At 68.2% G+C, this 22942-nt stretch carries 17 protein-coding genes; 8 read left to right on the forward strand and 9 right to left on the reverse strand.

Translation table 11 applies throughout. The annotated features are described in order from the left end of the window. Positions 1-6 precede the first annotated feature (6 nt). Both ACJEIK_RS00835 and ACJEIK_RS00840 read right to left on the reverse strand, forming a co-directional pair. Positions 7-546, reverse strand: coding sequence for a helix-turn-helix domain-containing protein (locus ACJEIK_RS00835; protein WP_409430867.1), 540 nt, complete (start codon positions 544-546; stop codon positions 7-9). Next, the gene (locus tag ACJEIK_RS00840; protein ID WP_409431779.1) at positions 543-3461 is read right to left on the reverse strand and encodes an MMPL family transporter; all 2919 of its coding nucleotides are present in this window, start codon (positions 3459-3461) and stop codon (positions 543-545) included. Before ACJEIK_RS00840 ends, ACJEIK_RS00835 begins: the two co-directional genes overlap by 4 nt. A gap of 410 nt (positions 3462-3871) precedes the next feature. Between ACJEIK_RS00840 and ACJEIK_RS00845 the strand changes: the two genes are divergently transcribed. Both ACJEIK_RS00845 and ACJEIK_RS00850 read left to right on the forward strand, forming a co-directional pair. Next, a complete protein-coding gene (locus tag ACJEIK_RS00845; protein ID WP_409430868.1) occupies positions 3872-4426 on the forward strand; it encodes a hemophore in 555 nt (184 codons plus the stop codon). Positions 4427-4521: 95 nt separating this feature from the next. Beyond that, positions 4522-4893, forward strand: coding sequence for a heme-binding protein (locus ACJEIK_RS00850; protein WP_293015187.1), 372 nt, complete (start codon positions 4522-4524; stop codon positions 4891-4893). Between the two features lie 52 nt (positions 4894-4945). Here ACJEIK_RS00850 and ACJEIK_RS00855 read toward each other — a convergent pair whose 3' ends face one another. From ACJEIK_RS00855 to ACJEIK_RS00865, 3 genes are read right to left on the reverse strand one after another with little or no spacing between them, the layout of a single operon-like run. Further along, positions 4946-5317 carry a DUF3054 domain-containing protein gene (locus ACJEIK_RS00855; protein WP_409430869.1) on the reverse strand — a complete coding sequence of 124 codons (372 nt, stop codon included), beginning with the start codon at positions 5315-5317 and terminating at the stop codon, positions 4946-4948. Continuing rightward, positions 5307-6521, reverse strand: coding sequence for a M23 family metallopeptidase (locus ACJEIK_RS00860; protein WP_409430870.1), 1215 nt, complete (start codon positions 6519-6521; stop codon positions 5307-5309). Before ACJEIK_RS00860 ends, ACJEIK_RS00855 begins: the two co-directional genes overlap by 11 nt. Then, positions 6518-7621, reverse strand: a complete 1104-nt coding sequence (locus ACJEIK_RS00865) for a YbhN family protein (RefSeq protein ID WP_409431780.1) — start codon at positions 7619-7621, stop codon at positions 6518-6520. Before ACJEIK_RS00865 ends, ACJEIK_RS00860 begins: the two co-directional genes overlap by 4 nt. A gap of 139 nt (positions 7622-7760) precedes the next feature. On the opposite strand from ACJEIK_RS00865, the gene ACJEIK_RS00870 reads away from it, so the two are divergent. Beyond that, a complete protein-coding gene (locus ACJEIK_RS00870; RefSeq protein WP_409430871.1) occupies positions 7761-8933 on the forward strand; it encodes an AI-2E family transporter in 1173 nt (390 codons plus the stop codon). Here ACJEIK_RS00870 and ACJEIK_RS00875 read toward each other — a convergent pair. The 3 genes from ACJEIK_RS00875 to trmB form a co-directional block, all read right to left on the reverse strand. After that, positions 8893-11880, reverse strand: coding sequence for an MMPL family transporter (locus ACJEIK_RS00875; protein WP_409430872.1), 2988 nt, complete (start codon positions 11878-11880; stop codon positions 8893-8895). The two genes, ACJEIK_RS00870 and ACJEIK_RS00875, sit on opposite strands and share 41 nt — an antisense overlap. 97 nt (positions 11881-11977) lie before the next feature. Then, positions 11978-12670 carry an NYN domain-containing protein gene (locus ACJEIK_RS00880; RefSeq protein WP_110767573.1) on the reverse strand — a complete coding sequence of 231 codons (693 nt, stop codon included), beginning with the start codon at positions 12668-12670 and terminating at the stop codon, positions 11978-11980. Positions 12671-12700: 30 nt separating this feature from the next. Then, positions 12701-13501, reverse strand: coding sequence for a tRNA (guanosine(46)-N7)-methyltransferase TrmB (gene trmB, locus ACJEIK_RS00885; RefSeq protein ID WP_064860321.1), 801 nt, complete (start codon positions 13499-13501; stop codon positions 12701-12703). Positions 13502-13611: 110 nt separating this feature from the next. Here trmB and ACJEIK_RS00890 point away from each other — a divergent pair, with 110 nt between their 5' ends. From ACJEIK_RS00890 to ACJEIK_RS00900, 3 genes are all read left to right on the forward strand, one after another. After that, positions 13612-14607, forward strand: coding sequence for a hypothetical protein (locus ACJEIK_RS00890; RefSeq protein WP_131808824.1), 996 nt, complete (start codon positions 13612-13614; stop codon positions 14605-14607). A 216-nt stretch (positions 14608-14823) separates the two neighbouring features. Further along, complete coding sequence (locus ACJEIK_RS00895; protein ID WP_064860319.1) at positions 14824-16653, forward strand: phosphoenolpyruvate carboxykinase (GTP); 1830 nt, start codon at positions 14824-14826, stop codon at positions 16651-16653. 623 nt (positions 16654-17276) lie between these two features. Beyond that, positions 17277-18557, forward strand: coding sequence for a sodium:proton exchanger (locus ACJEIK_RS00900; protein WP_061003499.1), 1281 nt, complete (start codon positions 17277-17279; stop codon positions 18555-18557). On the opposite strand, the gene ACJEIK_RS00905 is transcribed toward ACJEIK_RS00900, so the two are convergent. Then, positions 18458-20167, reverse strand: a complete 1710-nt coding sequence (locus ACJEIK_RS00905; protein ID WP_061003501.1) for a GMC family oxidoreductase — start codon at positions 20165-20167, stop codon at positions 18458-18460. The genes ACJEIK_RS00900 and ACJEIK_RS00905 overlap by 100 nt on opposite strands. Before the next feature lie 267 nt (positions 20168-20434). Between ACJEIK_RS00905 and fadD4 the strand changes: the two genes are divergently transcribed. Further along, positions 20435-21952, forward strand: coding sequence for a fatty-acid--CoA ligase FadD4 (fadD4, locus tag ACJEIK_RS00910; protein ID WP_409430873.1), 1518 nt, complete (start codon positions 20435-20437; stop codon positions 21950-21952). A 1-nt stretch (position 21953) separates the two neighbouring features. Further along, positions 21954-22937: a MaoC family dehydratase gene (locus ACJEIK_RS00915; RefSeq protein WP_409430874.1), complete on the forward strand. Its 984-nt coding sequence runs from the start codon at positions 21954-21956 to the stop codon at positions 22935-22937. The last annotated feature ends 5 nt before the right edge of the window (positions 22938-22942 follow it).

Here is a 22942-nt window from a genome sequence, read left to right on the forward strand (position 1 = left end):
GCCGGCTCAGGACCGGGCGGAGCGCATCCGGGCGAACCGGTCCGACAGCCGCCGCATGCGCACCAGCAGCGCGGCCGACGGGCTGGTGGTGCCCGCGACGTAGGCCGAAAGTTCTTGTGCGCCAACACCGATGCGGGACGCGAATTCCGTCTCGCTGAGGCCGGAACGCTCCATCAGCAGCCGGATCTGACGCGCCACCTCGGCGCATTCGTTGGCCTCGAGCTGGGTGCGGGCACGGGCCAGCACCTCGGCCAAGGCCTTGGAGATGCCGTACGGGTTGGTGGTCGCCAGGATCTCTTCGACCTGACGAGCGGTGCGGCCGAAGGGGTCGCGCTTGATGGCGACGACGATGCGCTGCCACACCGCGAGGTCGTCGTTCTCCAGCGCGGCGCGGATGGCGGACGTCGACCAGAACTCGACGGGCTTCTCGCCGGGGGCCTGCGCCGGGAACGCGACGGTGGGTGCGCCGTTGGTGCCGGCTGCGGTGGCGTCACCGGGATCGTCGGCACCAGAAGGGGTGTCCCTCACTTCGGATGTCAACGTCACCTCGCCTCCTCCAACATGGCCACTGCCACCGCCAGACAACGCTGTTTGACGTCGGGCCAATCTGCCGTTTCGTGGTCGTCGAACGGGTGCGGGTCGGCCAACCTGCGGACCAACTGGGTGGCCACCCACTGGTTCTTCGACCGTTCTCCACAGTAATACCCGTCAATTCCCGCGAGAACCGCGGCTGCGGTCCGGATGTCCATGCAGGACACCAGGTCGACGAAGTCGGCGTAGTCCTGGACGCTGTTGCGGGACATGATCAGGTAGCCCTTGAGCCGCAGCGTTTCGGCGCCCGTCGGGATCTCGAGCCGGTCGCCGGTGGGCAGCAGCACCGTCGTCGTCTCCACGGGGCTGCGGCGCTCGATGGCGGGGCCGTCGGTGTCGCTGAGCGACAGCGCGTCGAGCGCGACCGACAGCCGGCCACCCCACATGGTGACGGGGTGCACGTCGGGGTTGTCCGACGCGGACCGGGACAGGCCGTGCGCACGCCGGCGCAGCAGCGCGAGGCCGGTGCGGGACCGGTCTTTGCGCGGGGGCGCCGCCGCGATCCGGCGGGGTACGGCCCGGGGCACGTACTGCTGCTCGCCCGGCTCGCAGCCGCTGAACGCCAGCGGATCGGCGACCGTAACAGTCTGTTCGGCAAGGTTTTTCAGCTTGGCGGCGGACTTCACGACGCTGCGCAGTTCGGCGCCGGACGGGCCCAGCGCGGAGATGTCGTCGGGGATGATGACGAGGCTGCCGGTATCGGTGGTGGGCAACGGCTTGTCGAAATCCACCGACGGCAGCAGGCGGTCCAGCCACTTGGGCAGCCACCAGTTCCACTGGTCGAACATCGCCATCAGCGCCGGCACCAGGACCAGGCGGACCACCGTCGCGTCGACCGCGATGGCCACGGCGCAGGCCACGCCCATCTGGGCCACCAGCGGCATACCGGCGAACGCGAATCCGATGAAGACGGCGATCATGATGAGCGCGGCACTGGTGATGGTGCGGGCGCTGGTGCTGACGCCGTACGCGACAGCGTCGCGGGTGTTGCCGGTCTGCAGGAAGCGTTCCCGGATGCGTGTCAGCAGGAAGATCTCGTAGTCCATGGACAGGCCGAACGTCATCGCCAGCACCAGCGGCGGGATGGTGGTGTCCAGCGATTCCAGTGGCTTGAACCCGAGCGCCTTGAACCAGCCCCATTCGAAGACGATCACCAGGCTGCCGTAGGCCGCGGCGACCGACAGCACCGTCATGAGGACGCCCTTGAGCGCCAGCACGATCGAGCGGATCGAGATCAGCAGCATCACGAACGCGATGAGCGACACGAAGACGAAGACCAGGATCTCGGTGTTCGCGACGCGGTGGTCGAAGTCCATGATCAGCGCCGTCGGCCCACCGACCGCGATGGCGACGTTCGGGCCGGCGACACCCGGTAGGTGTTGTCGCAGCCAGGTGATGGAGTCCCGCGCGACGAGGTCTTCGGGGTCCACCGCGAGCACCACCGAGAACAGGGCGCTGCGGTTGTCGTTGCTGAACACCGGCGGTGCCACCTGGGCGACGTCCGGCGCCTGCGTCATGGTCTGGTGCAGGGCGTCGAGCGTCGCGGTGTTCTGCGGGTCGGACGCCGTCGCGTCGGGGAACGTCGCCAGCACCCGGATCGGGCCGAGCGCGCCGGGGCCCAGCGCTTCCGCCGCCGCGGCCACGCCGCTGCGGATTTCGTGGGACGGCTCGAACTGGCGCAGCATGCTGTTGCCCAGTTGCATGCCGAACGATGGTGCGGCCAGGGCGACCAGGAAGACGGTGGCCAGCAGCGCCGACAGCCACGGGCACCGCATGGTCCGTTCGGTCCACTGGGTCCAGAACGGTGACTGCGTGGCGTCCGGGCGGCGCGAGACGTGCAGCCACGACGAGCGTTTGGCGACCCGCTTGCCGAACGTGGCCAGCACCGCCGGGATCAGCGTGGTCGACGTCAGCACCGCGACGGCGACGGCCAGGATGGCGCCGGTGGCCATCGACGACAGCACCGGCGTGCCGATCAGGTAGATGCCGGTGATCGACGCGATCACCGTCAGCCCGGACAGCAGCACCGCCAGACCGGACGTCGCCATCGACGCGTCGACGGCCTGCTCGGGATCGCGGCCGGCCCGCAGCTCCTCGCGGAATCTCATGAGGATGAACAGCGAATAGTCGACGGCCAGCGCGATGCCGAACATCGACAGCGTCGTCGTCACGAAGACACTCATGGTGACCCAGATGGACAGGAGATAGACCACCCCCATCGTCACGATCACCGTGCAGGCGCCGAGCAGCATCGGCATGGCCGCGGCCGCGAGGGAGCCGAATACCGCCAGCAGCACGATCAGCACGATCGGCAGGTTCCACTTCTCGGCCTCGGCGACGTCGTGCTTGGTGGTCTCGCTGGCGGCCGCGCCGAGTGCGCCCTGCCCGATGACGTACAGCCGGACCTTGCCGTCGGCGGTCTGACCGGCCTTGCCGCCCTCGATGCCGACCGCCTTACGCAGCTTCTTGGCGATGTCGACGGCGCCACTGTTGTTGAAGTCGAGGCGCAACGTCACGACGTAGGGTTTGCCGGCCTGCGGCTCGGCCTGCGTGGGGTCGGGGACGACCTTGACGTTGGAGACGCTCGCCGCGATGCGTTTGAGCTCGTCGACGGCGGCGGTCATGTCTTCCTGCGACGCGTTGGCGTTCGGGGCCGCAACCAGGGCCAGTGGTGAGGCGCCCTCGTCGGGGAAATGGTCCTCGAGCTCGTACTGGACGTGCAGCGATTGGGAGCCGGCGACGTCGAACCCGCCGCCGCTGAGGTTGCTGGACTGGGTCGCAGCGAGATACAGAGACGGCACCATGAGCAGCAGCCAGGTGGCGAAAACCGCCCAGCGCCAACGCCGGAGCAGACCGCTCAGCCGCATCATCAACTGCTGGATGGCGAACCCTCTTCCTGCGGTCGTCCCGGTTGCCACCGGAGTCTTCTGATCGGCGTTTCGTGCGGCCGACCCTACCCCAGTATGGGGTAGGGTGACCGGCTCGCGAGCGCCGTTGCGGCGCCAGGTGGGAACCTTGATCCAACTGCAACCGGGCCGCTCCCGGCCCCGCCGGCAACGCCGTCCGATGCCATAGGGGGCCTTCGGCGCAGTCCGCGAACCCCGCGGTGACCTGGATGTTTGCTGTGTGGATTGGTCACCGGCCTCGCCGCGATGGCAAGATGGCAGGAGCCGAATCCCGGATGCGGCCGGCGCAGCCATCGGCGCCACCCCGGGAAAACAGTGTTTGCCGAGTGTTTACACGGCCGTAGTTGGCCCGTAAACCGGTGAGGAGATTTGCCATGAAGACGACCAGTGTGGCGGTTCGCCGCGGACTCGCCGGGACGTTCGCTGTAACTGCACTCGGCGGTGTGATGGTGACGTCGGTCGGCGCTCCGTCGGCCGGTGCGGGCCAGGATCCGTGTGCCGCCAGCCAGGTCGCCAAGACCATCGGCATGGTCGCCACCTCGACGGGCACGTACCTGGACGCGCACCCCACTGCGAACCAGACGCTGACCAACATCTCGCAGCAGCAGCCCGGCCCGCAGTCGTTGGCAGCGCTGAAGACCTACTTCGATGCCAACCCGCAGGAGGGCGCCGCGCTGCAGAACCTGCAGGCGCCGCTGGTGACGCTGTCGTCGCAGTGCAAGCTGCCGTTGACGCTGCCGCAGCTGATGGGCCTGATGCAGTCGGCGCAGCAGGGCGGCGGATTGCCGGCCACGCTGCCCGCGATGCCCGCCGTGCCTAGCGTGCCCGGCGCCGTGCCGTTCACGCCCACCCTGCCTGGCGTGACGACGGCGACGGGGTCCATCCCGGCGGCCCAGGCCGTGTCGGCGGCGCAACCCGCCGGGCGCTAGACAGGCGGTTATCCGGCTCTTCTGCTTATCTTTGAGGGGCCGGTAGCCCCGTCGGGGTTCCGCTACCGGAACTCTCGACGAAGGGGTTTGACCACATGATGCTCACCGCTCTGGCCAAGCGACGCGTTGTTGCCGGTTTCATCGGCGCCGGCGCAGTCGCCGGCAGCATGTTGTTCGGTGCCGTCCCGTCGGCCCTCGCCGACGACCTGCCGCCCAACTGCTCCGCTGCGGACATCGCCGGTGTCAAGTCCGGTGTCGAGGCATCGACCTCTGCCTACCTGTTCACCCACCCGGACGTGAACGACTTCTTCACCAGTCTGCGGGGTCTGTCGAAGGACCAGGCGCACGCCAAGGTCAAGCAGTACCTGATCGCCAACCCGCAGACGAAGGCGGAGCTGCAGGGCATCCGGCAGCCGCTCAAGGACATCCGCGACCGATGCGGCCTGCCCGGCCCAGCCGCCCGCTAGTCAGGGATTTGTGCACGAAAATCCGCGGCTAGCGCGGATTTTCGTGCACAAATCACTTGCGGAGTCGAGCCAGGCCGCGCCAGCCGAGCAGGAAGACGGCCGTGACGGTCGAGGCGACGATCACGAAACTCACTGCGACGCCCTGGGCTGAGGCCTTGCGCAGCAGCATGCCGATGACGACGGTGCTGATCCACACCACCAACCCGGTCGGGTTCAGCGCCGTCGGGCGGTGCCAACCCCGCGACAGCGCCCAGCCCGCCACGGTTCCGGTCAGGAACGGCCAGCTCGTGTGCGCCACGCCGGCCAGGGTGATGCCCTCGGCGTGACTGCGCCGGCCGATGGCGCAGAAGATCACCACCAGCACCACGTCGGTGACGAAAGCCAGTGCGGCGCTGCGGTTTCCGGTGGTCTGCTCAGTTGTCATAGGTCATCACGTCCAGATTCAGTGGGCTGACATCGGTTTCGGCCCGGACGGTGAAGCCGGGGACCGGCCGCGCGGGACCGCCGGCCTCCACCGCGTCGACGGCGGCCATGTCGGCCAGTCGGTCGGTGAGCCGGAACGAGCGGAAGACGAAGGGCAGGCCGTCGGCGCGCAGCGGATCGGGCGTGCTCATCACGTGGAAATGTAGATGCGGCGCACTGGAATTGCCGGTGTTGCCGACGTTGCCCAGCACCTGCCCGGCAGTCAGCCGGTCACCGGGCTTGACCTTGACACTGCCGGTCTTCAGGTGCGCGTAGAACGCGAAGTTCCCGTTCCCGAGGTCCTGGACGACGTGGTTGCCGCCGTACTGCGCCAGCGTCAGGCCGGTCGGGTCGACGCCGGGCACCTGCTCGGGCAGTCCGTCGAGGACCGCGACCACGGGGCCGTCCGCGACGGCGTGCACGTCGGAGCCGAAGTAGAGGTAGCTGTCCGTCTTCGCGCGGTCCCCGCCGAACAGCTGTCCGTCGGCCCGGAGCTGCTCGTAGTCGATGGCGAATCGCTCTGCGGCCCAGAGCTTTCCGTCGATCGGGTTGAGGGCCATCCGGTGCGGCGTCATGTCGCAGCAGCCGTTGGCGTCGAGCCAGCCGGAGCCGCGCAGCGGTGGGTCGAGTACGACGGGCTTGCGGTCGGACACCGGCACGGGTGCGACGTTCTCCGTCACCACCGGCGGCACGAGCGGTGGCATGGGTTTAGGGACCTTGACCACCACGCGGTGGGAAAGCTGCTGCGGCACCGCACTTCCCGCGTCCAGTTTGACGTCGAGCCACACGATGGAACGCTGTCCCGGGGCCAGGTCGTTGGTGCTGACCCGGGTGCCCATGGTCCGCGTCCAGTAGCCGAGGCCGGCGCCGGACAGCTGCAGCAGTGGCCCGACGGGTCCCATGACCGCGACCGAATCCACCGTCACGGGTTCGGGTGAGGTGTTGGTGAGCAGCAGCTCGTACGCGAGATGGACCCGACCGTCGGTGGCCGGCATCGGGACGGGTTCGGCCACGACGTCGACCAGGACGGGTGTGACGATCGGCGTGGCGGCATCCGCGGAACCGGTTGGAGTAGTGGAAGATCGGCCCGGTTGTGGTACGGACGTACACGATGTCAGCGCGGCGGTGAGCAGGACTGCCGCCGCCAGCCGGCTACCCGGAGTCATGGCGAGTCCTCGGGGCTGTCGGGCCGCGGCCCGGGAGCGGTGCCAGGGCTGCCAGCCGTATCGGGCGCATCCGGGTCGATGTCCTTCTCCGTGCGGAACAGGAAGAAGAACACCACCCAGCCGATGGCCGAGATGAAGATCCAGCTGACCAGCCGATAGATCAGCATCGTCGAGATGGCCCCCGCCAGCGTCATCCCGCTGGAGACCAGACCGGGCACCAGCACCGCCTCGACCACGAGCAGTCCGCCGGGCATCAGGGGAATCGCCCCGACCGCGCGGGCCGCGGCGTAGGCGACCGTCAGCCCGGCCAGCGAAGGATGCCCGCCGGTGGCGTACGCCGCGCAGGCCAGGCATGCGACATCGGCGATCCAGTTGAACAGCGACCAGCTGAACGCCACGGTCAAGGTCCGGCGGCTCAGGCTCACCGACTCCAGCTGGCTCAGGGTGCGGCGCCAGCCGTCCAGCCCGGTGTCGGCGGGCTTACCGCGCAGCGAGTTGACCCACGACAGCAGCCGCACGCCGATGCCGTCGATCTGCTGCGGATTGGCGGCGACGGCCTGGGCGAGCAGCAGCAGCGCCACGAAGCCGCCGATCGTGAAGATCAGCGACAGGGGGTTCTTGCTCGCGCCGAGCAGGAACGCACCACCCAGACCCAGCAGCGCCAGCCCGACCACCTGCAGCGCCCCGGACATCACCAGCTGCCACGACGCCACCAGCGGCGACGCGCCCCACAGCCGCTGCTGGCGGTAGACGAAAGTGGCCGAGAGCACCGGGCCGCCCGGCAGCGTGGTGGACAGCGCGTTGCCGGCGTAGAAGGCGGCCTCGGATCGCCACTGCTTGACCTGGACCCCGGCGGACCGCAGCAGGGTGCGCTGGATCTGCGCGAAGCTGTGCATCGAGGCCAGGGCCGCGACGGCCGCGGCGGCCACCCACCACCACGTCGCCGACAGCAGGCTGCGCCAGGCCTTGGCCAGCTGCTCCCAGACCATCACGACCTCGACGGTCAGCACGGCGACGGCGATGCCGATGAGAACCCAGCGCAGCCACCAGTACTTGCCGCGCGTCCGAGCCGGCCGGGCATCGCCACGACGGCACGCCATCCAGAGGCCGCGACGGCGGGCCGTCATCGGTCCTGGCGCAGCCTCGTTCGACACGCGCTTAGCGTATCCGGCGTGTCGCGCCCGGCGTGCCGAGCGCGGCCGCATCGTGCAACGTCGTCACGGCGCTACGCTGGCGCCCATGTCACATGCCCACGAAGCGGTCGATCCGGTGGTACGCAAGGCAGCAGCCTGGTCATGGCGGTTGTTGGCGATCTTCGGCGCGATGCTCGCCGCGTTGTGGGTGGTGATCAAGCTCGAGGTCATCGTGGTGCCCGTGCTGCTGGCGACGCTGGCCACGGCGTTCCTGCTGCCGGCAGTGGACCTGTTGACCCGGCGGGGACTGCCGCGCGGCGCGGCCGTCGCGGTCATGCTGCTGAGCTCCATCGTGGTGATGGGCGGCATCCTGACGTTCGTCGTCTCCCAATTCATCGACGGCGCACCGGCTTTGGTGGAGCAGGTCACCAGGAGCATCGACGGCGCCCGCAGGTGGTTGACCGAGGGGCCGATCCTGCATCTGAGCGCCGAACAGATCAACAGCGTCGGCCAGACCGCCATCGATGCTCTCAAGAACAATCAGTCCAAACTGACCAGTGGCGTCTTCTCCACCGCCGGCGCGCTGACCGAGATCATCACCGGAATGCTGCTGGTCCTGTTCACCCTGATCTTCCTGCTGCATGGTGGGCGAGACATCTACGCCTTCGTCACCAAGATCGTCCCGGCCTCGGTCCGCGAGCGGGTGCGCGACGCCGGCCGCGCCGGCTTCGGCTCCCTGATCGGGTACGTGCGGGCGACGTTCGTGGTGGCGCTCGTCGACGCCGTCGGCATCGGCACCGGCTTGGCCATCATGGGGGTGCCGCTGGCGCTCCCGCTGGCGTCCCTGGTGTTCCTGGGCGCGTTCGTCCCGCTGGTCGGTGCCGTGCTGACCGGTTTCGTGGCCGTGGTGGTGGCGCTGATCGCCAAGGGCTGGATCTGCGCGCTGATCGCGCTCGGCCTCATCATCGCGGTGCAGCAGTTGGAAGCCCATGTGCTGCAGCCGATCGTGATGGGCCGTGCGGTGTCGGTGCATCCGCTCGCCGTCGTGCTGGCCATCGCCGGTGGCGGTGTCATGGCGGGCGTCATCGGCGCGCTGATCGCGGTGCCGATCGTCGCGTTCCTCAACAGCGCCATCCGGGTGCTGGTTGCCAGCGACCCGGACGCCGAGCAGGCCGAGCTACTCGCCGAAGCCGGCTCGGTCGCCGCCGAGACCGTCTCGCAAGGGGCTGACGCCCCTGCTACAGACGGCCCTCGCGGCGCAGCAGATCCTGCGCGCTGACCCCGCCGCCGGTACCGCGACGCTGGGTTTCGGCGGTATCGATCTTCTCGGTAGCGTCGGGTGCGTCGGCCGGCTGGGCGCGGAACGCCGTGGTCGGCTCGTTGCCCTGGTCGCCAGGGCCGTCTGACGGCGTCTGGATCTGCGGCCCCGAGGCACTGATGTTGCCCCGCAGCTGTCCGAGCCACGACTCGATCTCGCGGTTGCCGGTGGCGCCCTGGCCCTGGCCCGGGTCGGCAGACCGGCCCGCGCCGGGCGCACGGAACGCCGTGGTGGCGGGCTCGGAGGACTGACCGAAGGCGGTGGTCGCCGGGTCGCCGATCGCGGTGGTCGGCGGCGTCGGATCCCCGTTCTGCGGCGTGACGGCGCGCGTCACGTTCGACACCACATTGCGGAACGCGCCCTTGGCGGCGCTGAACCGCGTGGTCGCGGGCTCAGATGCCGGAGCCGACGGCGGTGCGGGCGGGGCCTGCGGTGCCGGTGGCTGCGGGGGAGCGCTCGGCATCCGGTTGGTCGGGGCCTGACTCGGCGGCTGCGGCTGGCCGGGGTTGATCCGGGTCGGGACGGCGCGTTGGCCGGCAGCCGGATGGGTCGGATCGTGCGGCGCCCGGACCGGGGCACCGGAACCGACCAGGGCACGCGGGTCCTCGGGTTCGCGGACGGTGGGACGCTTGCGCTCGTCGGGCAGCTCGGTTTCGCCGAGGCCCAGCTTCTGCTGGATGCGCTTCATCCACAGCGGTGCCCACCAGCAGTCGTCGCCGAGGAGCTTCATGACGGCCGGCACCAGGAACATGCGGATGACGGTGGCGTCGAGCAGCAGCGCCATCAGCAGACCGAACGCCAGGTACTTCATCATCACCAGGTCGGAGAACGCGAAGGCGCCGACCACGACGGCCAGCACCAGCGCGGCACCGGTGATGAGGCGGCCCGTGGTGGCGGTACCGATGCGGATGGCCTCGGCGGTGGACATGCCGCGCTCGCGGGCCTCCACCATGCGGGACACCAGGAACACCTCGTAGTCGGTCGACAGACCCCAGATGACCGCGATGATCAGGCCGATCATCGGCGCCATCAGTGGCTGGGCGGTGTAGTTCATCAGCCCGGAGCCATGCCCGTTCTCGACGAACATCCAGGTCAGGATGCCCATCGTCGAGCCGAGGGTCAGGGCGCTCATCAGTGCGGCCTTGATGGGCAGCACCAGCGAGCCGAACGCCAGGAACATCAAGACGGTCGTCGTGACCACCAGGATCACCACCATCAGTGGCAGCTTCTCGAACAGGGTGCTGATGCTGTCCTGCTCGAGGGCAGGGGTGCCGCCGACCATGACGTGGACGCCGTGCGGTTCCTGCAGGCCGCGCAGTTCGTCGATCTTCTGGGCGGCATCACCGCTGTTGATGAGACCGTTGGACAGCACCCGGACGGCCGGGTCCTTGGTCCCGCCCTCCTGGTAGGTCCGCTCGGCCCACATCTTCGACTTGTCGTTGTCGTCCGGGGTGACGAAACCGCTGACGGTGCCGGCGTTGGCTCGCACCTGGGCGATCTGCTGATCGGTGACGGGCTGGCCGTTGTCGCTCTTGATCACGAGGGTCAGCGCGTTGGTGCGGAAGCCGGGGAAGATCTTGTCGAACTCCTCCTGGGCCACGCGAACCGAGTTGTCCGGCGGCAGGTACTTCTCGCTCATACCGGCCAGGGCCAGCTGTCCGAGCGGGATGACCAGCAGGATCATGCCGATGGTGATCGGCACGGCGAACGCCAGCGGCCGCTTCATCACGACGTTGACCAGCTTGCCCCAGAAGCCCTTCTCGACTTCTTCGCGGGTCTTGGTCTTCTGCGTCTTCTCGGCGAACCAGTCGATGATCTTGCGCGAGAACGGCCAATTGGCCAGGAACGGCACCTTCAGCAGGGTGCGGACACCGAGCGCGTCGACGTTGGTGCCCAGGATGCCGAGGACGGCGGGCAGCACGGTGTTCGACAGGAAGGCGGCCAGCAGCACCGAGGCGATGATCGCGTACGTGATCGAGCGCAGGAAGCCCAGCGGGATCAGCAGCAGCGGCAGCGACGAGGCGACGATGATCACGGCGGAGAACGCGACGGTCCGCCCCGAGGTCATGACGGATCTTCGTACCGCGGCCTCGACGTCGTAGCCTTCGGCGAGCTCTTCTCGGAACCGGCTCACGATGAACAGGCCGTAGTCGATGGCGATACCGAAGCCCATCATGGTCACTACGGGCTGGGCGAAGAAGTGCACCGGCCCGAATTCGGCGGTGAACCGCAGGATGCCGAGCCCGCCGCCGATGGTCAGACCACCGATGATGGCGGGCAGCGCGGCGGCGACCGCGCCGCCGAACACGAAGAACAGCACGACCGCGACCAGCGGCACGATCGCGAGCTCGGCGCGCTTCTGGTCGGTGCCGATGGTGCCGGTCAGCTCGCTCGCGAGCGGTTCGAGGCCGGCCAGCTTGATGTTGCCGCCGTTGACCTTGTACAGGTCGGGCGCGACGGACTGGTAGTTCTTCAGGATCGCGTCGTCGTTGTCGCCCTTGAGCGGGACGGTGATGAAGGTGTGCCGCAGGTCCGGCGTCGTCATCTTCTTCAGGCCGTCACTGGGCGCTTTCAGCCAGCCGACCCAGGCGACCACCTTGTCCTTGTGGTCGTTGACGAAGGTGTCCAGCTCGCCGCTGACCTTCTTCTGCCACGCCGGATCGGTGATCTTCTTGTCGTCGGGCGGCGTCAGGATGGCCACCACGAGGCTGGTCCGATCGCGGCCGTACACCTCGTCACCGAGCACCGAGGCGGCGACGGACTCGCTGCCCTCGTTGTAGAAGCCACTCTGGGTGACATGCTCGCCGAGGCTGGACCCGTATACGGCGCCACCAAGGCACAGTGCGACCATGACACCGATCACTATGTATCGGAATCGGTACACCGTTCGACCCCACCAGGCGAACACGTCAGCTCCTCACGATTATCTGCAAAAAATATTGCTCAAAGGCACCCTCTAAGAGGTTGCCATTTTCAGCCACCGCACACGTCATCTGTAGTTTTTCCTAAACGCGCGAGCTCAGCAGCGCGGACAACGGCCGGAAGGGCTGCAGCCAGGCGCCCTGATCAGGCAGCGAATCCAGGCCGATTCGCGGCAGCGGCTCCCGGAAGACACCAGGGATGTCTTCCAGGTCGACGAAGTCCAAGGTATCCGACGCTAACGCCCAACTGGCATGTTCGCGAAATCCGACCACGGTCGCGGGAGTGCCGTCGCGGGCGATGTCTTCGAGCGGCTGCCGGAACGCCTGACCGTCGGCGGAGGCCACATAGATGCCGGCCAGACCCTCGCTGCGGCGCAGCGCGATGTGCGCCAGCATGTCGCTGTCGACGTCGCTGTCCTCGTCCGTCTTCGGTTTGGCGAAGACCGCGAAACCGACGTTACGCAGGGCCTCCACCCACGGGCGGACGACGTCGGCGCTACCGGGGGCGATGTTGGTGAAGACGGTCGCCTCGGGCTCCAGGGACACCGGTGCCTGGTCGGGCCTGCGGCCGTTGGCGATCTCGCTGGTGCGCGCCAGCAGCCAGCGGCCCAGGGCGTCGAAGCGGGGCCGGTGGGCGGCGGTCGGCCGGCCGCCGAGGATCGACCCGAGGCCCATGTCCAGGTTCGGCGCGTCCCAGACCAGCAGCACCCTGTGCGGCCGTGGTCCCGGCGGCGGAGCCGGCGGGAAGGGCTTCGGTCCGGGGACGGGCTGCGGGATGGCCTGCGGGAAGGCCTCAGTGGTGGTCACCTACGGCTTCTCCCAGATGAGCTCGGTGATGGGACTGCCCATCCGCATACCCCGGGCCTCGTATTTGGTGGTGGGCCGCTGGACCGAGATCGGCAGGTCGGCGTCGGCCGAGGTGCGCTTCAGCGTGGGCTCGGCGTCACCCACCTCGGCGATCTGCACCGCGTAGTCGGCGTGGTCGGTGGCCGCATGCAGGATGCCGCCGGACTTGAGGCGGCTGGAGATCAGGGCCACGGTCTCGGCCTGCAGCAGCCGGCGCTTGTGGTGGCGGGCCTTGGGCCACGGATCCGGGAAGAACACCCGCACGGCGGTCAAAGTGCCCGGCGCGATCATGTGTTCCAGCACATCGACGCCGTCACCGCGGACGAATCTCACATTCGTCAGTCCGGCCCGGTCGACGCCGCCGAGCAGCTGCGCCAGGCCCTTGCGGTAGACCTCGACCGCGATGACGTCCAGGTGTGGTTCCTCCTGCGCCATGGCCAGCGTCGAGATGCCGGTGCCGCTGCCGATCTCCAGCACGACGGGGGCGGTGCGGCCGAACCAGGCGGCGGTGTCGATCAGCGGGGCGGGTTCGCCGTCGTCGGAACGGGCGACTTTGCCCAGCTCAGGCCAGCGCCGGTCCCAGGTGCTCTGCTGCTTGGTGGACAGGCTCGACCGGCGGGACCGGAAGCTGGTGACGCGCCGGTGCTGGTGGGTGGGCGCGGCGGTGGTTTCGGTTGCGGACTCGTTTTCGGCCGCCGAGGCGCCGGCCGACGAGGCAGCGTCGTCCTCGCGCTGGGCATACATCCGTCCATCGTCTCTCATTCGGCGGTGAGAGCCCGCATCGTGGTGCAGATTGATACCCAACAGTTGCCTGGAAAACGGCGTCGGCCGGACCCGTGCCGAGGTGCGACGATGGCATCCGGGGGTACGTGGTGTCGGGGGATCTTTGGCAGCGGTTCACGGCCGAGCTGCAGCGGTTGACGGCCGAGGTGCCGGGGCTGGCGGACGTCGCCGCGGGCCCCGACGTCGGTGACGCCGCCGGCCGGTACCGGTCGATGTGTGCCGTGTTGAGTGAAATCGCCTGCACAGCAAGCGAATTGGATGATGGCCGCGTGTGGACGTGGTTGGCGTCCGATGCGGTGGCGGCAGTGCGCACCGCCGCGGCGACGGCAGCGCTGGAAGCGGACGGCCTGGCCGTCGACGCCGCCATGGACCCCGACGCCCATCTGCGACGGGCGCTGCACTGGCGCCGCTATGGCCGTCGCACCACCGCCGACCTGCAGCGTCGCTGTGCGGCGGACGTCAGCCGCGGTTCGCTGCGGCTGCTCGCGGGTGCCGCGCCGCGGCGGGTGATGTCCCGGCTGGAACTGCAGCGCGTCCGGTTGGACCTCGTCCGCGATTCCCGTCGTCGATACGGCGACCTGCGTGCCGATCTGCTCGCCCGGGTGCCGTCCGGGCGGGGCGCGGCCGTGGGTTTCGAAGCCGGCGTCCGCGAGCGGCTGGTCGAGGTCGCCGACCAGATGCGCGATGCAACCGCCGTTGAGCTGGGCAGTTCCGGGCCGGCTGAGCGGTGGCCGGTGCCCGAGGTCGCCGGTCCGGTGCTGGTCCAGCGTCCCGACGAGCTGTGGCTGGGCGTCGTCCTGGGCGCGGGTTTCGGTCTGGGGGCGGCGTTGGGGCTGGCCAGGATGGCGACGGGGCTGGCCGGCGTGCCCGACGGCATCGGCGCGGTGGTCGGACTGGTGCTGGGTCTGGCGCTCACCGTGGCGGTCGTCGGCGGCCGTGCCCGGTTGCATCGGCGGGCGGTGCTGGACCGGTGGGTCGGGTCCGTCATCGCGGCGGCACGGCAGGCGAGTGAAGAGGAACTGGCGTACCGGTTACTGGAGGCGCAGACGGACATGGCGCCCGCACATCACAAAACGAAAAATTGACCGCTTTACGAATTGTGCCCATCGGGGCTGCCGCGCTACTGGCAAGTAACCGCCCGTCGGTGTCACCAAACGCGTTACCAGCGGGTTCGGGAGCGGCGATCGGGCTTTCTGAATCGTTCTTGTGAGAGATCGGACAGCAGCCCGATTGTCCACTTGTATGTCACTCACGTTAACCTCTAAAGAGGTATAGCTGCGATTTGCGAGCAGGAGAATTTGATGACCTCAGCGACCATTCCCGGTCTCGACGCCGCTCCGACCAATCACGCCGGGCTGCTCGCCTGGGTGCGTGAAGTTGCGGAGCTGACTCAGCCCGACCGGGTGATGTTCGCCGACGGCTCCGAAGAGGAGTACGACCGCCTCGCCGCTCAACTCGTCGCCGCCGGCACGTTCCAGAAGCTGAACGACGAGAAGCAGCCGAATTCGTATCTCGCACTGTCGGATCCGTCTGACGTCGCCCGTGTCGAGTCGCGCACCTTCATCTGCTCGGAGCGCGAAGAGGACGCCGGCCCCACCAACAACTGGATGGACCCGGCCGAGATGCGCGGCATCATGACCGACCTCTACCGCGGTTGCATGCGCGGCCGCACCATGTGGGTCGTGCCCTTCTGCATGGGCCCGCTGGACGCCGAGGATCCCAAGCTCGGTGTCGAGATCACCGACTCGGAGTACGTCGTCGTCTCGATGCGCACCATGACGCGCATGGGCGCCAAGGCGCTCGCCAAGATCGGTGACGACGGCTTCTTCGTCAAGGCGCTGCACTCGATCGGTGCGCCGCTGGAGCCGGGCCAGGCCGACGTGCCGTGGCCCTGCAACGAGACCAAGTACATCACCCACTTCCCCGAGACCCGCGAGATCATGAGCTACGGCTCGGGTTACGGCGGCAACGCGCTGCTGGGCAAGAAGTGCTACTCGCTGCGCATCGCCTCGGCCATGGCGCACGACGAGGGCTGGCTCGCCGAGCACATGCTGATCCTCAAGCTCATCTCGCCGGAGAACAAGGCGTACTACATCGCCGCGGCGTTCCCGTCGGCCTGTGGCAAGACCAACCTCGCGATGCTGCAGCCCACCATCCCGGGCTGGCGCGCCGAGACCGTCGGCGACGACATCGCCTGGATGCGCTTCGGCAAGGACGGCCGCCTGTACGCCGTCAACCCCGAGTTCGGCTTCTTCGGCGTCGCGCCGGGCACCAACTGGTCCTCGAACCCCAACGCCATGAAGACCATCGCCGCCGGCAACACCGTCTTCACCAACGTCGCCAAGACCGACGACGGTGACGTCTGGTGGGAGGGCCTCGAGGGCGAGCCGGAGCACCTCATCGACTGGAAGGGCCAGGACTGGATCCTGCGGGAGACGGAGACCAAGGCGGCGCACCCGAACTCGCGCTACTGCACCCCGATCTCGCAGTGCCCGTCGGTCGCCCCCGAGTGGGACGACCCGCAGGGGGTGCCGATCTCGGCGATCCTGTTCGGCGGCCGCCGCAAGACGACCGTGCCGCTGATCACGCAGGCCCGCGACTGGCAGCACGGTGTGTTCATCGGCGCCACCCTGGGCTCCGAGCAGACCGCTGCCGCCGAGGGCAAGGTCGGCACCGTGCGCCGCGACCCGATGGCCATGCTGCCGTTCCTCGGCTACCACGTCGGTGACTACTTCCAGCACTGGATCAACATCGGCAAGAACGCCGACGAGTCCAAGATGCCGAAGATCTTCTTCGTCAACTGGTTCCGCCGCGGCGACGACGGTCGCTTCCTGTGGCCGGGCTTCGGTGAGAACAGCCGCGTGCTGAAGTGGGCCATCGAGCGCATCGAGCACCAGGCCGAGGGCAAGAGCACCCCGATCGGCATCGTGCCGACCGCCGCTGACCTGGACCTGGAGGGTCTGGACGTGAAGGCCGCCGACGTCGATGAGGCGCTGGCTGTGCGCGTCGACGAGTGGCGCAACGAGCTGCCGCTGATCGAAGAGTGGTTCGAGTTCGTCGGCGAGAAGCTGCCGACCGGCATCAAGGACGAGTTCGACGCCCTCAAGCACCGCCTGGCCGAAGAGGCCTAGGTCCTCCTCACGCAAACACGCAACCCCCGTCTCCGCCGGAGATCGGGGGTTGTGTGTATTCGGGGGTGTTCCGCCACGAATGTGCGGCCAGACCGCGGATCGGGTGGCGGAGACGCGCTACGAGCGCGCACGTGGCGCGACGGGCGAATGCGATGCCTGCGACGCGACGGCTTCCCCGCCGGGCCGGGGGAATCCGGTCCGGGCATAGCCAGGGAAGTGCGTAACTTCAATCACCGACGTACAGGGCTGCCCGTGATGGAAGCCAGGTACTTCTTCTGGACGCCGGCGGTCCCTGGGTTCAATAACCACAGCCTCTCGCGGCCGCGATTGAGCCCACGTACTTTGCGCCGGGACCCAGCACTGACGCCACGCCCGAAATCGGCGGCCGAGCTCGATCCGGGCTCGGGCTGGGCCCACGACTGCCGGTGCCGACGGCGTTCGGCGTGGTTCCACACACCCGGGGCTCGCCGACATCGCCAGACGTGGTTAGCCACAAAATCAAGTTAGGGTAGCCGAACTCAAAAGATTCGCGACTCTGAGCAGCAAATTCAGCATCGCAAGCTCAACTAATTCGTAGCAACACTAAGTTGCTGGCGTGGTTTTGGGCGGCTAACGTCAGCGGCGTGACCAGCACCAGATCCGTCGGCCCGACCACGCGTCGGCCGCTCGCGCGATCCCTGCTGCTGGCCGCCGCGTTCGTTCTCCCGGCGGTGGCGCTGCGTGTCACCGGTGTGCACCCCGAACCCGTCGTCTCGCTACTGGCGTTCGGCGCGGCCGTCGTCGCCGCCAGCTTCGTGCTGGCCTGGGCGGCCGAAGCGGCGCAGGTCGACGTGTCGGGCGGCCTCGCCGTCGCCGTCCTGGCGCTGATCGCGGTGCTGCCCGAGTACGCCGTCGACCTCTATTACGCCTACGTCGCCGGTCACGACGCCGAGTACGTGCAATACGCCGCCGCCAACATGACCGGCTCCAACCGGCTGCTCATGGGCATCGGCTGGCCGGTCGTGGTGATCGTCGGCCTGTACGTCGTACGGCGCATGTCGGCCGAGAACAGCAAACCGATGCTGGCGCTGGAACCCGGCAACCGGGTCGAGCTGGGATTCCTGCTCATCGCCGGGCTCGTTGCGTTCGTCATCCCGACGACGGGTCGCATCCACCTGGTGCTCGGCGTGGCAATGCTGGCCTGGTTCGGCTTCTACCTGTACAAACTGACCCGCGGGGAGCCCGAGGAGCCCGAGCTCGTCGGTACCGCCGCGGCCATCGGCGCGCTGCCGGACCGGGCCCGCCGGATCACCGTCGTGACGCTGTTCCTGGTGTCCGGCGCGGTCATCCTGATGTGTGCGGAGCCGTTCGCGAACAGCCTGATCGACGCCGGCACCGAACTGGGCGTCGACCGCTTCCTGCTGGTGCAGTGGCTGGCGCCGCTGGCCTCGGAGGCGCCGGAGTTCATCATCGCGACCATTTTCGCCGCGCGGGGCAAGAGCACCGCGGCGATCGCGACCCTGATCTCATCCAAGGTCAACCAGTGGACGCTGCTGATGGGCTCGCTGCCCATCGCCTACCTCGCCGGTGGCGGCGGAACCGCGCTGGTTCTCGACGGCCGGCAGGTCGAGGAGGTGCTGCTGACCGCCACCCAGACCATGATGGGTGTGGCGCTGATCCTGTCGCTGCGGTTCCACCGGGCGACGGCGTGGCTGCTGTTGGCGCTGTTCGTCGTGCAGTTCCCGATCACCTCGACCACCGGCCGGCTGGTGCTGTGCGGTGTCTACGGTGCGCTGACGGTGGTGGGCTTGATCATCAACCGCGGTCACATCGTCGCGACGCTGCGGGCGCCGTTCCGCGCGGACGACCGCGACGGTGACGGAGTCAGGTTCGACGGCCGGGAGCTGTCGATCGTCGGTCGGTGACCGCGGTGGCGGCCGGCGCGCACCGGCGTGTCCAGGATGAGATCTGCGGCCCGCGCGGCCATCGCCATGGCCGGCGCATTTGTGTTGCCGGACAACATGATCGGCATGATCGACAGGTCGGCGACCCGTAGTCCGTCGATGCCGCGCACCCGTAACTGGTCGTCGACGATGTCGTCGTCGTCGGGTCCCATGCCACACGTTCCGATGGCGTGGAACCCGGTCAGCCCCTGCGCCATCGCGGCGTGCAGGAGCTCGTCGTCGGATTGGGCGTCGGGGCCGGGTGTCAGCTCCGTGGCGATGAGGTCGGCGATGGGCGACTGCTGGAACACCTCGCGCATGGTGCGTAGGACGCCGATGGCAGCGGTCCGGTCGTGGGCGGTCGCCAGGTAGTTGGGGTCGATCATCAAGGGGTGGTCGGGGTCGGGTGAGCTGATCCAGACGCTGCCCTCCGACGTCGGGCGCAGAATCTCACCCATACAGGACACGCCCGGCAGACGCTCGACGGTGCCGCCGACGCCGGCCAGTGTCAGCGCGGTGACGAGCATCTGACCGTCGACGCGGGGCTGGTCGGGGGCGGTCTTGAAGAACGCGAGCACGTCGCCGGTCGGTGCGGCCAGTGGTCCCCGGCCGGTGGCGGCGTATCTGACGGTGGACCGGACCTTGCCGCACGTGGTCGACAGGTGCCGGTTGTGCCCGATGTTCCGATTGAGTCGGTAGGTGTTCACCAGGGTCCGGTGGTCGCGCATGCGCCGCCCGACGTTCGCGCGCTCGAGGTAACGCGGCACGCCTGCGGCCGCGAGTACGTCGCCGGGCCCGATTCCGGAGAGCTGCAACAGTTTTGGTGATCCCAGTGCGCCCAGCGTGAGCACCACTTCGCGCTTGGCCCGGACCACCATCGACAGGCTGCCCATTCGGAGGACCACGCCCGTGGCCCGGCCCCGCGTGAATTCCAGCCGCTCTGCCGTGGCGCCGGTGAGCACCTGCAGGTTGGGGCGGAGGCGCACCGGGTCCAGGAATGCCGTGGCGGCGCTGACGCGTCTGCCGTTGTGGATGGTCGCGGGCGACAGGCCGATGCGGGGCTCGTCCGACTCGTTCAGATCGGCGAGTGGGCGCATGCCCAGGTTGGTGCCGGCGGCGATCGTGGTGAGCGCGAGCGGATCGGGGTCGGGAACGACGCTGATCGCCAGTTCGCCGCCGAACCCTCGCGTCGACGACTGGCCGATGGTGTTGTGTTCGAAGCTCCGGTATGCGGCGAGGATGTTGTCCCAACCCCAGCCGCGGTTGCCCAGCTGTTCGAGTTCGTCGAAGTCGGCTTTCTGGCCGCGGTTGTAGACCATGCCGTTGACCGAGCTGGATCCGCCGAGAACCTTGCCGCGCGGCCAGAACTCGGTGGTGCCGTCGTGGCCCAGCGGAATGGTCTGGTGCTGCCAGATGTACCGCGGGTTGCCGAACAAGCGACTGCCGAGCTTGGGTACGCGCAGGTAGGGGCTACGCGCGTGACCGCCGGCCTCGATGAGCAGTACCCGGTTGCGGGGATCGGCGGACAGGCGATTGGCCAGTACGCACCCTGCCGTCCCGGCGCCCACCACGAGGTAATCGAATGTGGCCATCGCGACCTCCGGTCGGCGTAACTAGAAATTTGCCAAAACTACAGTCGCAAGCACACGACATCGAGAGATAGTGACATAGATATGCAAAAAATGTCGATTAGATACTGCTCTGGCGATTAGCTGAGAGTTTGCCAAAATTGCAGGAAAAGCAGAATATTGGCTGCTTGCCCAGTGGTGGCAGGGTGTCGTCATCGGCTGTGGCACGCCGAGGAGCCTCGGACACGGCCTTCTTGACAGGTGTCAAGTCACCTGTCGTAGAGTGCCGTCATGCAGATTCGCCAGCACGTGGGCAATGGGAAACCGGCCGTGATCTTGCACCCGTCCGGCACGGTGGTGACCTTCGACGAGCTCGAGGCCCGCGCCAACCACCTGGCGCATCACTTCCGGGCCAATGGCCTGGTCGAGGGTGACGTCGTTGCCATCCTGATGGAGAACAACGAGCACATGCACGCGGCGATGTGGGGCGCGCGGCGCAGCGGCCTGTACTACGTGCCGATCAACATCCACCTGACGCCGGCCGAAGCCGCCTACATCATCGAGAACAGCGGAGCGTCTGCGGTGATCGGCTCTGCGGCCCTGAGCCAGACCTGCGCCGGCCTGGCCGAGCACCTCACTGCCGGGCTGCCCAAGCTGCTCATGATCGCCGACGGTGAGTTGCCGGGCTGGGACCGATACCCGGAATGCGTTGCGGCCCAACCCGACACGCCGATCGAGGACGAGATCGAAGGTGACCTGCTGCAGTACTCGTCGGGCACGACGGGTCGTCCGAAGGGCATCAAGCGCGAGCTGACGCATCTGCCGCCGGCCGAGGTGCCCGGCCTGATGAAGATGCTGATGAGCTTCTGGCTCCCCAAGGATGCCGTCTACCTGAGCCCGGCGCCGCTGTACCACACCGCGCCGTCGGTGTGGTCGATGCAGATTCAGGCCGAGGGCATCACGACGGTCGTGATGGAGAAGTTCGACGCCGAGGGCTGTCTGGACGCCATCGCGCGTTACGGCATCACGCACGGCCAGTTCGTGCCGGTGATGTTCACCCGCATGCTGAAACTGCCGCAGTCCGTGCGGGATTCGTACGATCTGTCGTCGCTCAAGCGCGTCATGCACGCCGCCGCCCCGTGTGCGGTGGAGATCAAGAAGCAGATGATCGACTGGTGGGGTCCGATCGTCGACGAGTACTACGCGTCGTCCGAGGCCATCGGTTCCACCCTCATCACCGCCGAAGATTGGCTGACCCATCCCGGGTCGGTCGGCAAGCCGATGCTGGGCGTCCTGCACATCCTCGACGAGGAGGGCAACGAGCAGCCGCAGGGTGTGCCCGGCGAAATCTACTTCGAGGGCGGCAACACCTTCGAGTATCTGGACGACGCCGAAAAGACCGCGGCCTCAAGGGATGCGCACGGCTGGCCCACCGTCGGAGACATCGGCTACCTCGACGAGGACGGCTACCTCTACCTCACCGATCGCCGACATCACATGATCATCAGCGGCGGTGTGAACATCTACCCCCAGGAAGCGGAGAACGTCCTCGTCACGCATCCCAAGGTGATGGATGCCGCGGTGTTCGGTATTCCGGACGCCGAGATGGGCCAGAGTGTGAAAGCGGTTGTGCAGACGGTGGATCCGGCCGACGGCACCGAGGAGTTCGGCTCCGAGCTGCTGAGCTGGCTGCGGGACCGGCTGACGCACTACAAGTGCCCGCGGTCCATCTCGTTCGAAGAGCAATTGCCACGGACCGACACGGGCAAGCTGTACAAGCAATCGCTGATCGACAAGTACTCTGTGTGACGTGCCCTCTGGCGGACCGTTTTTCGAGGACCTCAGGATAGGTCTGGTCTTCGACTGGGCGCCCGGCATGACGCTCACCGACGGCACCGCTGCGGTACACCAGGCCATTCTGGGCGACCGAATGCGGCTGCCGCTCGATGCCGCACTGGCTGCCGCGGTCACCGGATCGCCGCGGGCGTTGGTGCATCCGGCGCTCGTGTGTGACGTCGCGATCGGTCAGTCGACCTTGGTGACCCGGCGGGTCAAGGCGAATCTGTTCTACCGCGGACTGCGGTTCCACCGCTTCCCGCACATCGGCGACACCATCACCACCCGTACCGAAGTGGTTGGACTCAAACAGAATTCGGCCAAGCCCGGCCGGCCGCGCACCGGGCTGGCGGCGCTGCGCATGATCACCATCGACCAGGATGGCCGCACGGTGCTCGACTTCCACCGGTGCGCCATGCTGCCGCTGCGCGACGACGCCGACGACACCGGCCACGCCGACGACCTCAGCACCATCGGCACTGCCGTGCCGGGCCTCCCGGACCCGGCCGCGGGATGGAGCGCCGATGCGTGGCGCTCCGCGGTGCCCGGCGAGAATTTCGATCCGGAGCTGGCCGGCCAGGTGTTCACCAGCACGGCCGACGTCGTCAGCAGCGCTCCGGAGCTGGCCCGGCTGACGCTCAACGTCGCTGCCACGCATCATGATTCGCGCGTGGCCGGGAGGCGCCTGGTGTACGGTGGGCACACCATCGGCCTGGCATTGGCGCAAGCCACCCGGCTCCTGCCGAACATCGTCGCCGTCCTGGGTTGGGAGTCCTGCGACCACACCGGTCCGGTGCACGAGGGCGACACCCTCTACAGCGAGCTGCACGTGGAGGCTGCCCACGAGACGTCGGGCCGCGGCGGCACGCTGGACCTCCGGTCCGTGGTGTTCGCGGTCGACGCCGACGGGCCCGACCGGCAGGTACTGGACTGGCGGTTCAGCGTCCTGCAGTTCTGAGCATT

This window comes from Mycobacterium sp. SMC-16, from assembly GCF_046250085.1.
GTDB classification, from domain to species: domain Bacteria; phylum Actinomycetota; class Actinomycetes; order Mycobacteriales; family Mycobacteriaceae; genus Mycobacterium; species Mycobacterium phocaicum.

Coding starts and splice junctions, on each gene's coding strand:
- fadD4 (WP_409430873.1), top strand. CDS start 20,435: ATGCAGATTCGCCAGCACGTGGGCAATGGGAAACCGGCCGTGATCTTG.
- ACJEIK_RS00855 (WP_409430869.1), bottom strand. CDS start 5,317: ATGACAACTGAGCAGACCACCGGAAACCGCAGCGCCGCACTGGCTTTC.
- trmB (WP_064860321.1), bottom strand. CDS start 13,501: ATGAGAGACGATGGACGGATGTATGCCCAGCGCGAGGACGACGCTGCC.
- ACJEIK_RS00865 (WP_409431780.1), bottom strand. CDS start 7,621: ATGGCGTGCCGTCGTGGCGATGCCCGGCCGGCTCGGACGCGCGGCAAG.
- ACJEIK_RS00845 (WP_409430868.1), top strand. CDS start 3,872: ATGAAGACGACCAGTGTGGCGGTTCGCCGCGGACTCGCCGGGACGTTC.
- ACJEIK_RS00860 (WP_409430870.1), bottom strand. CDS start 6,521: ATGACTCCGGGTAGCCGGCTGGCGGCGGCAGTCCTGCTCACCGCCGCG.
- ACJEIK_RS00905 (WP_061003501.1), bottom strand. CDS start 20,167: ATGGCCACATTCGATTACCTCGTGGTGGGCGCCGGGACGGCAGGGTGC.
- ACJEIK_RS00895 (WP_064860319.1), top strand. CDS start 14,824: ATGACCTCAGCGACCATTCCCGGTCTCGACGCCGCTCCGACCAATCAC.
- ACJEIK_RS00850 (WP_293015187.1), top strand. CDS start 4,522: ATGATGCTCACCGCTCTGGCCAAGCGACGCGTTGTTGCCGGTTTCATC.
- ACJEIK_RS00840 (WP_409431779.1), bottom strand. CDS start 3,461: ATGATGCGGCTGAGCGGTCTGCTCCGGCGTTGGCGCTGGGCGGTTTTC.
- ACJEIK_RS00870 (WP_409430871.1), top strand. CDS start 7,761: ATGTCACATGCCCACGAAGCGGTCGATCCGGTGGTACGCAAGGCAGCA.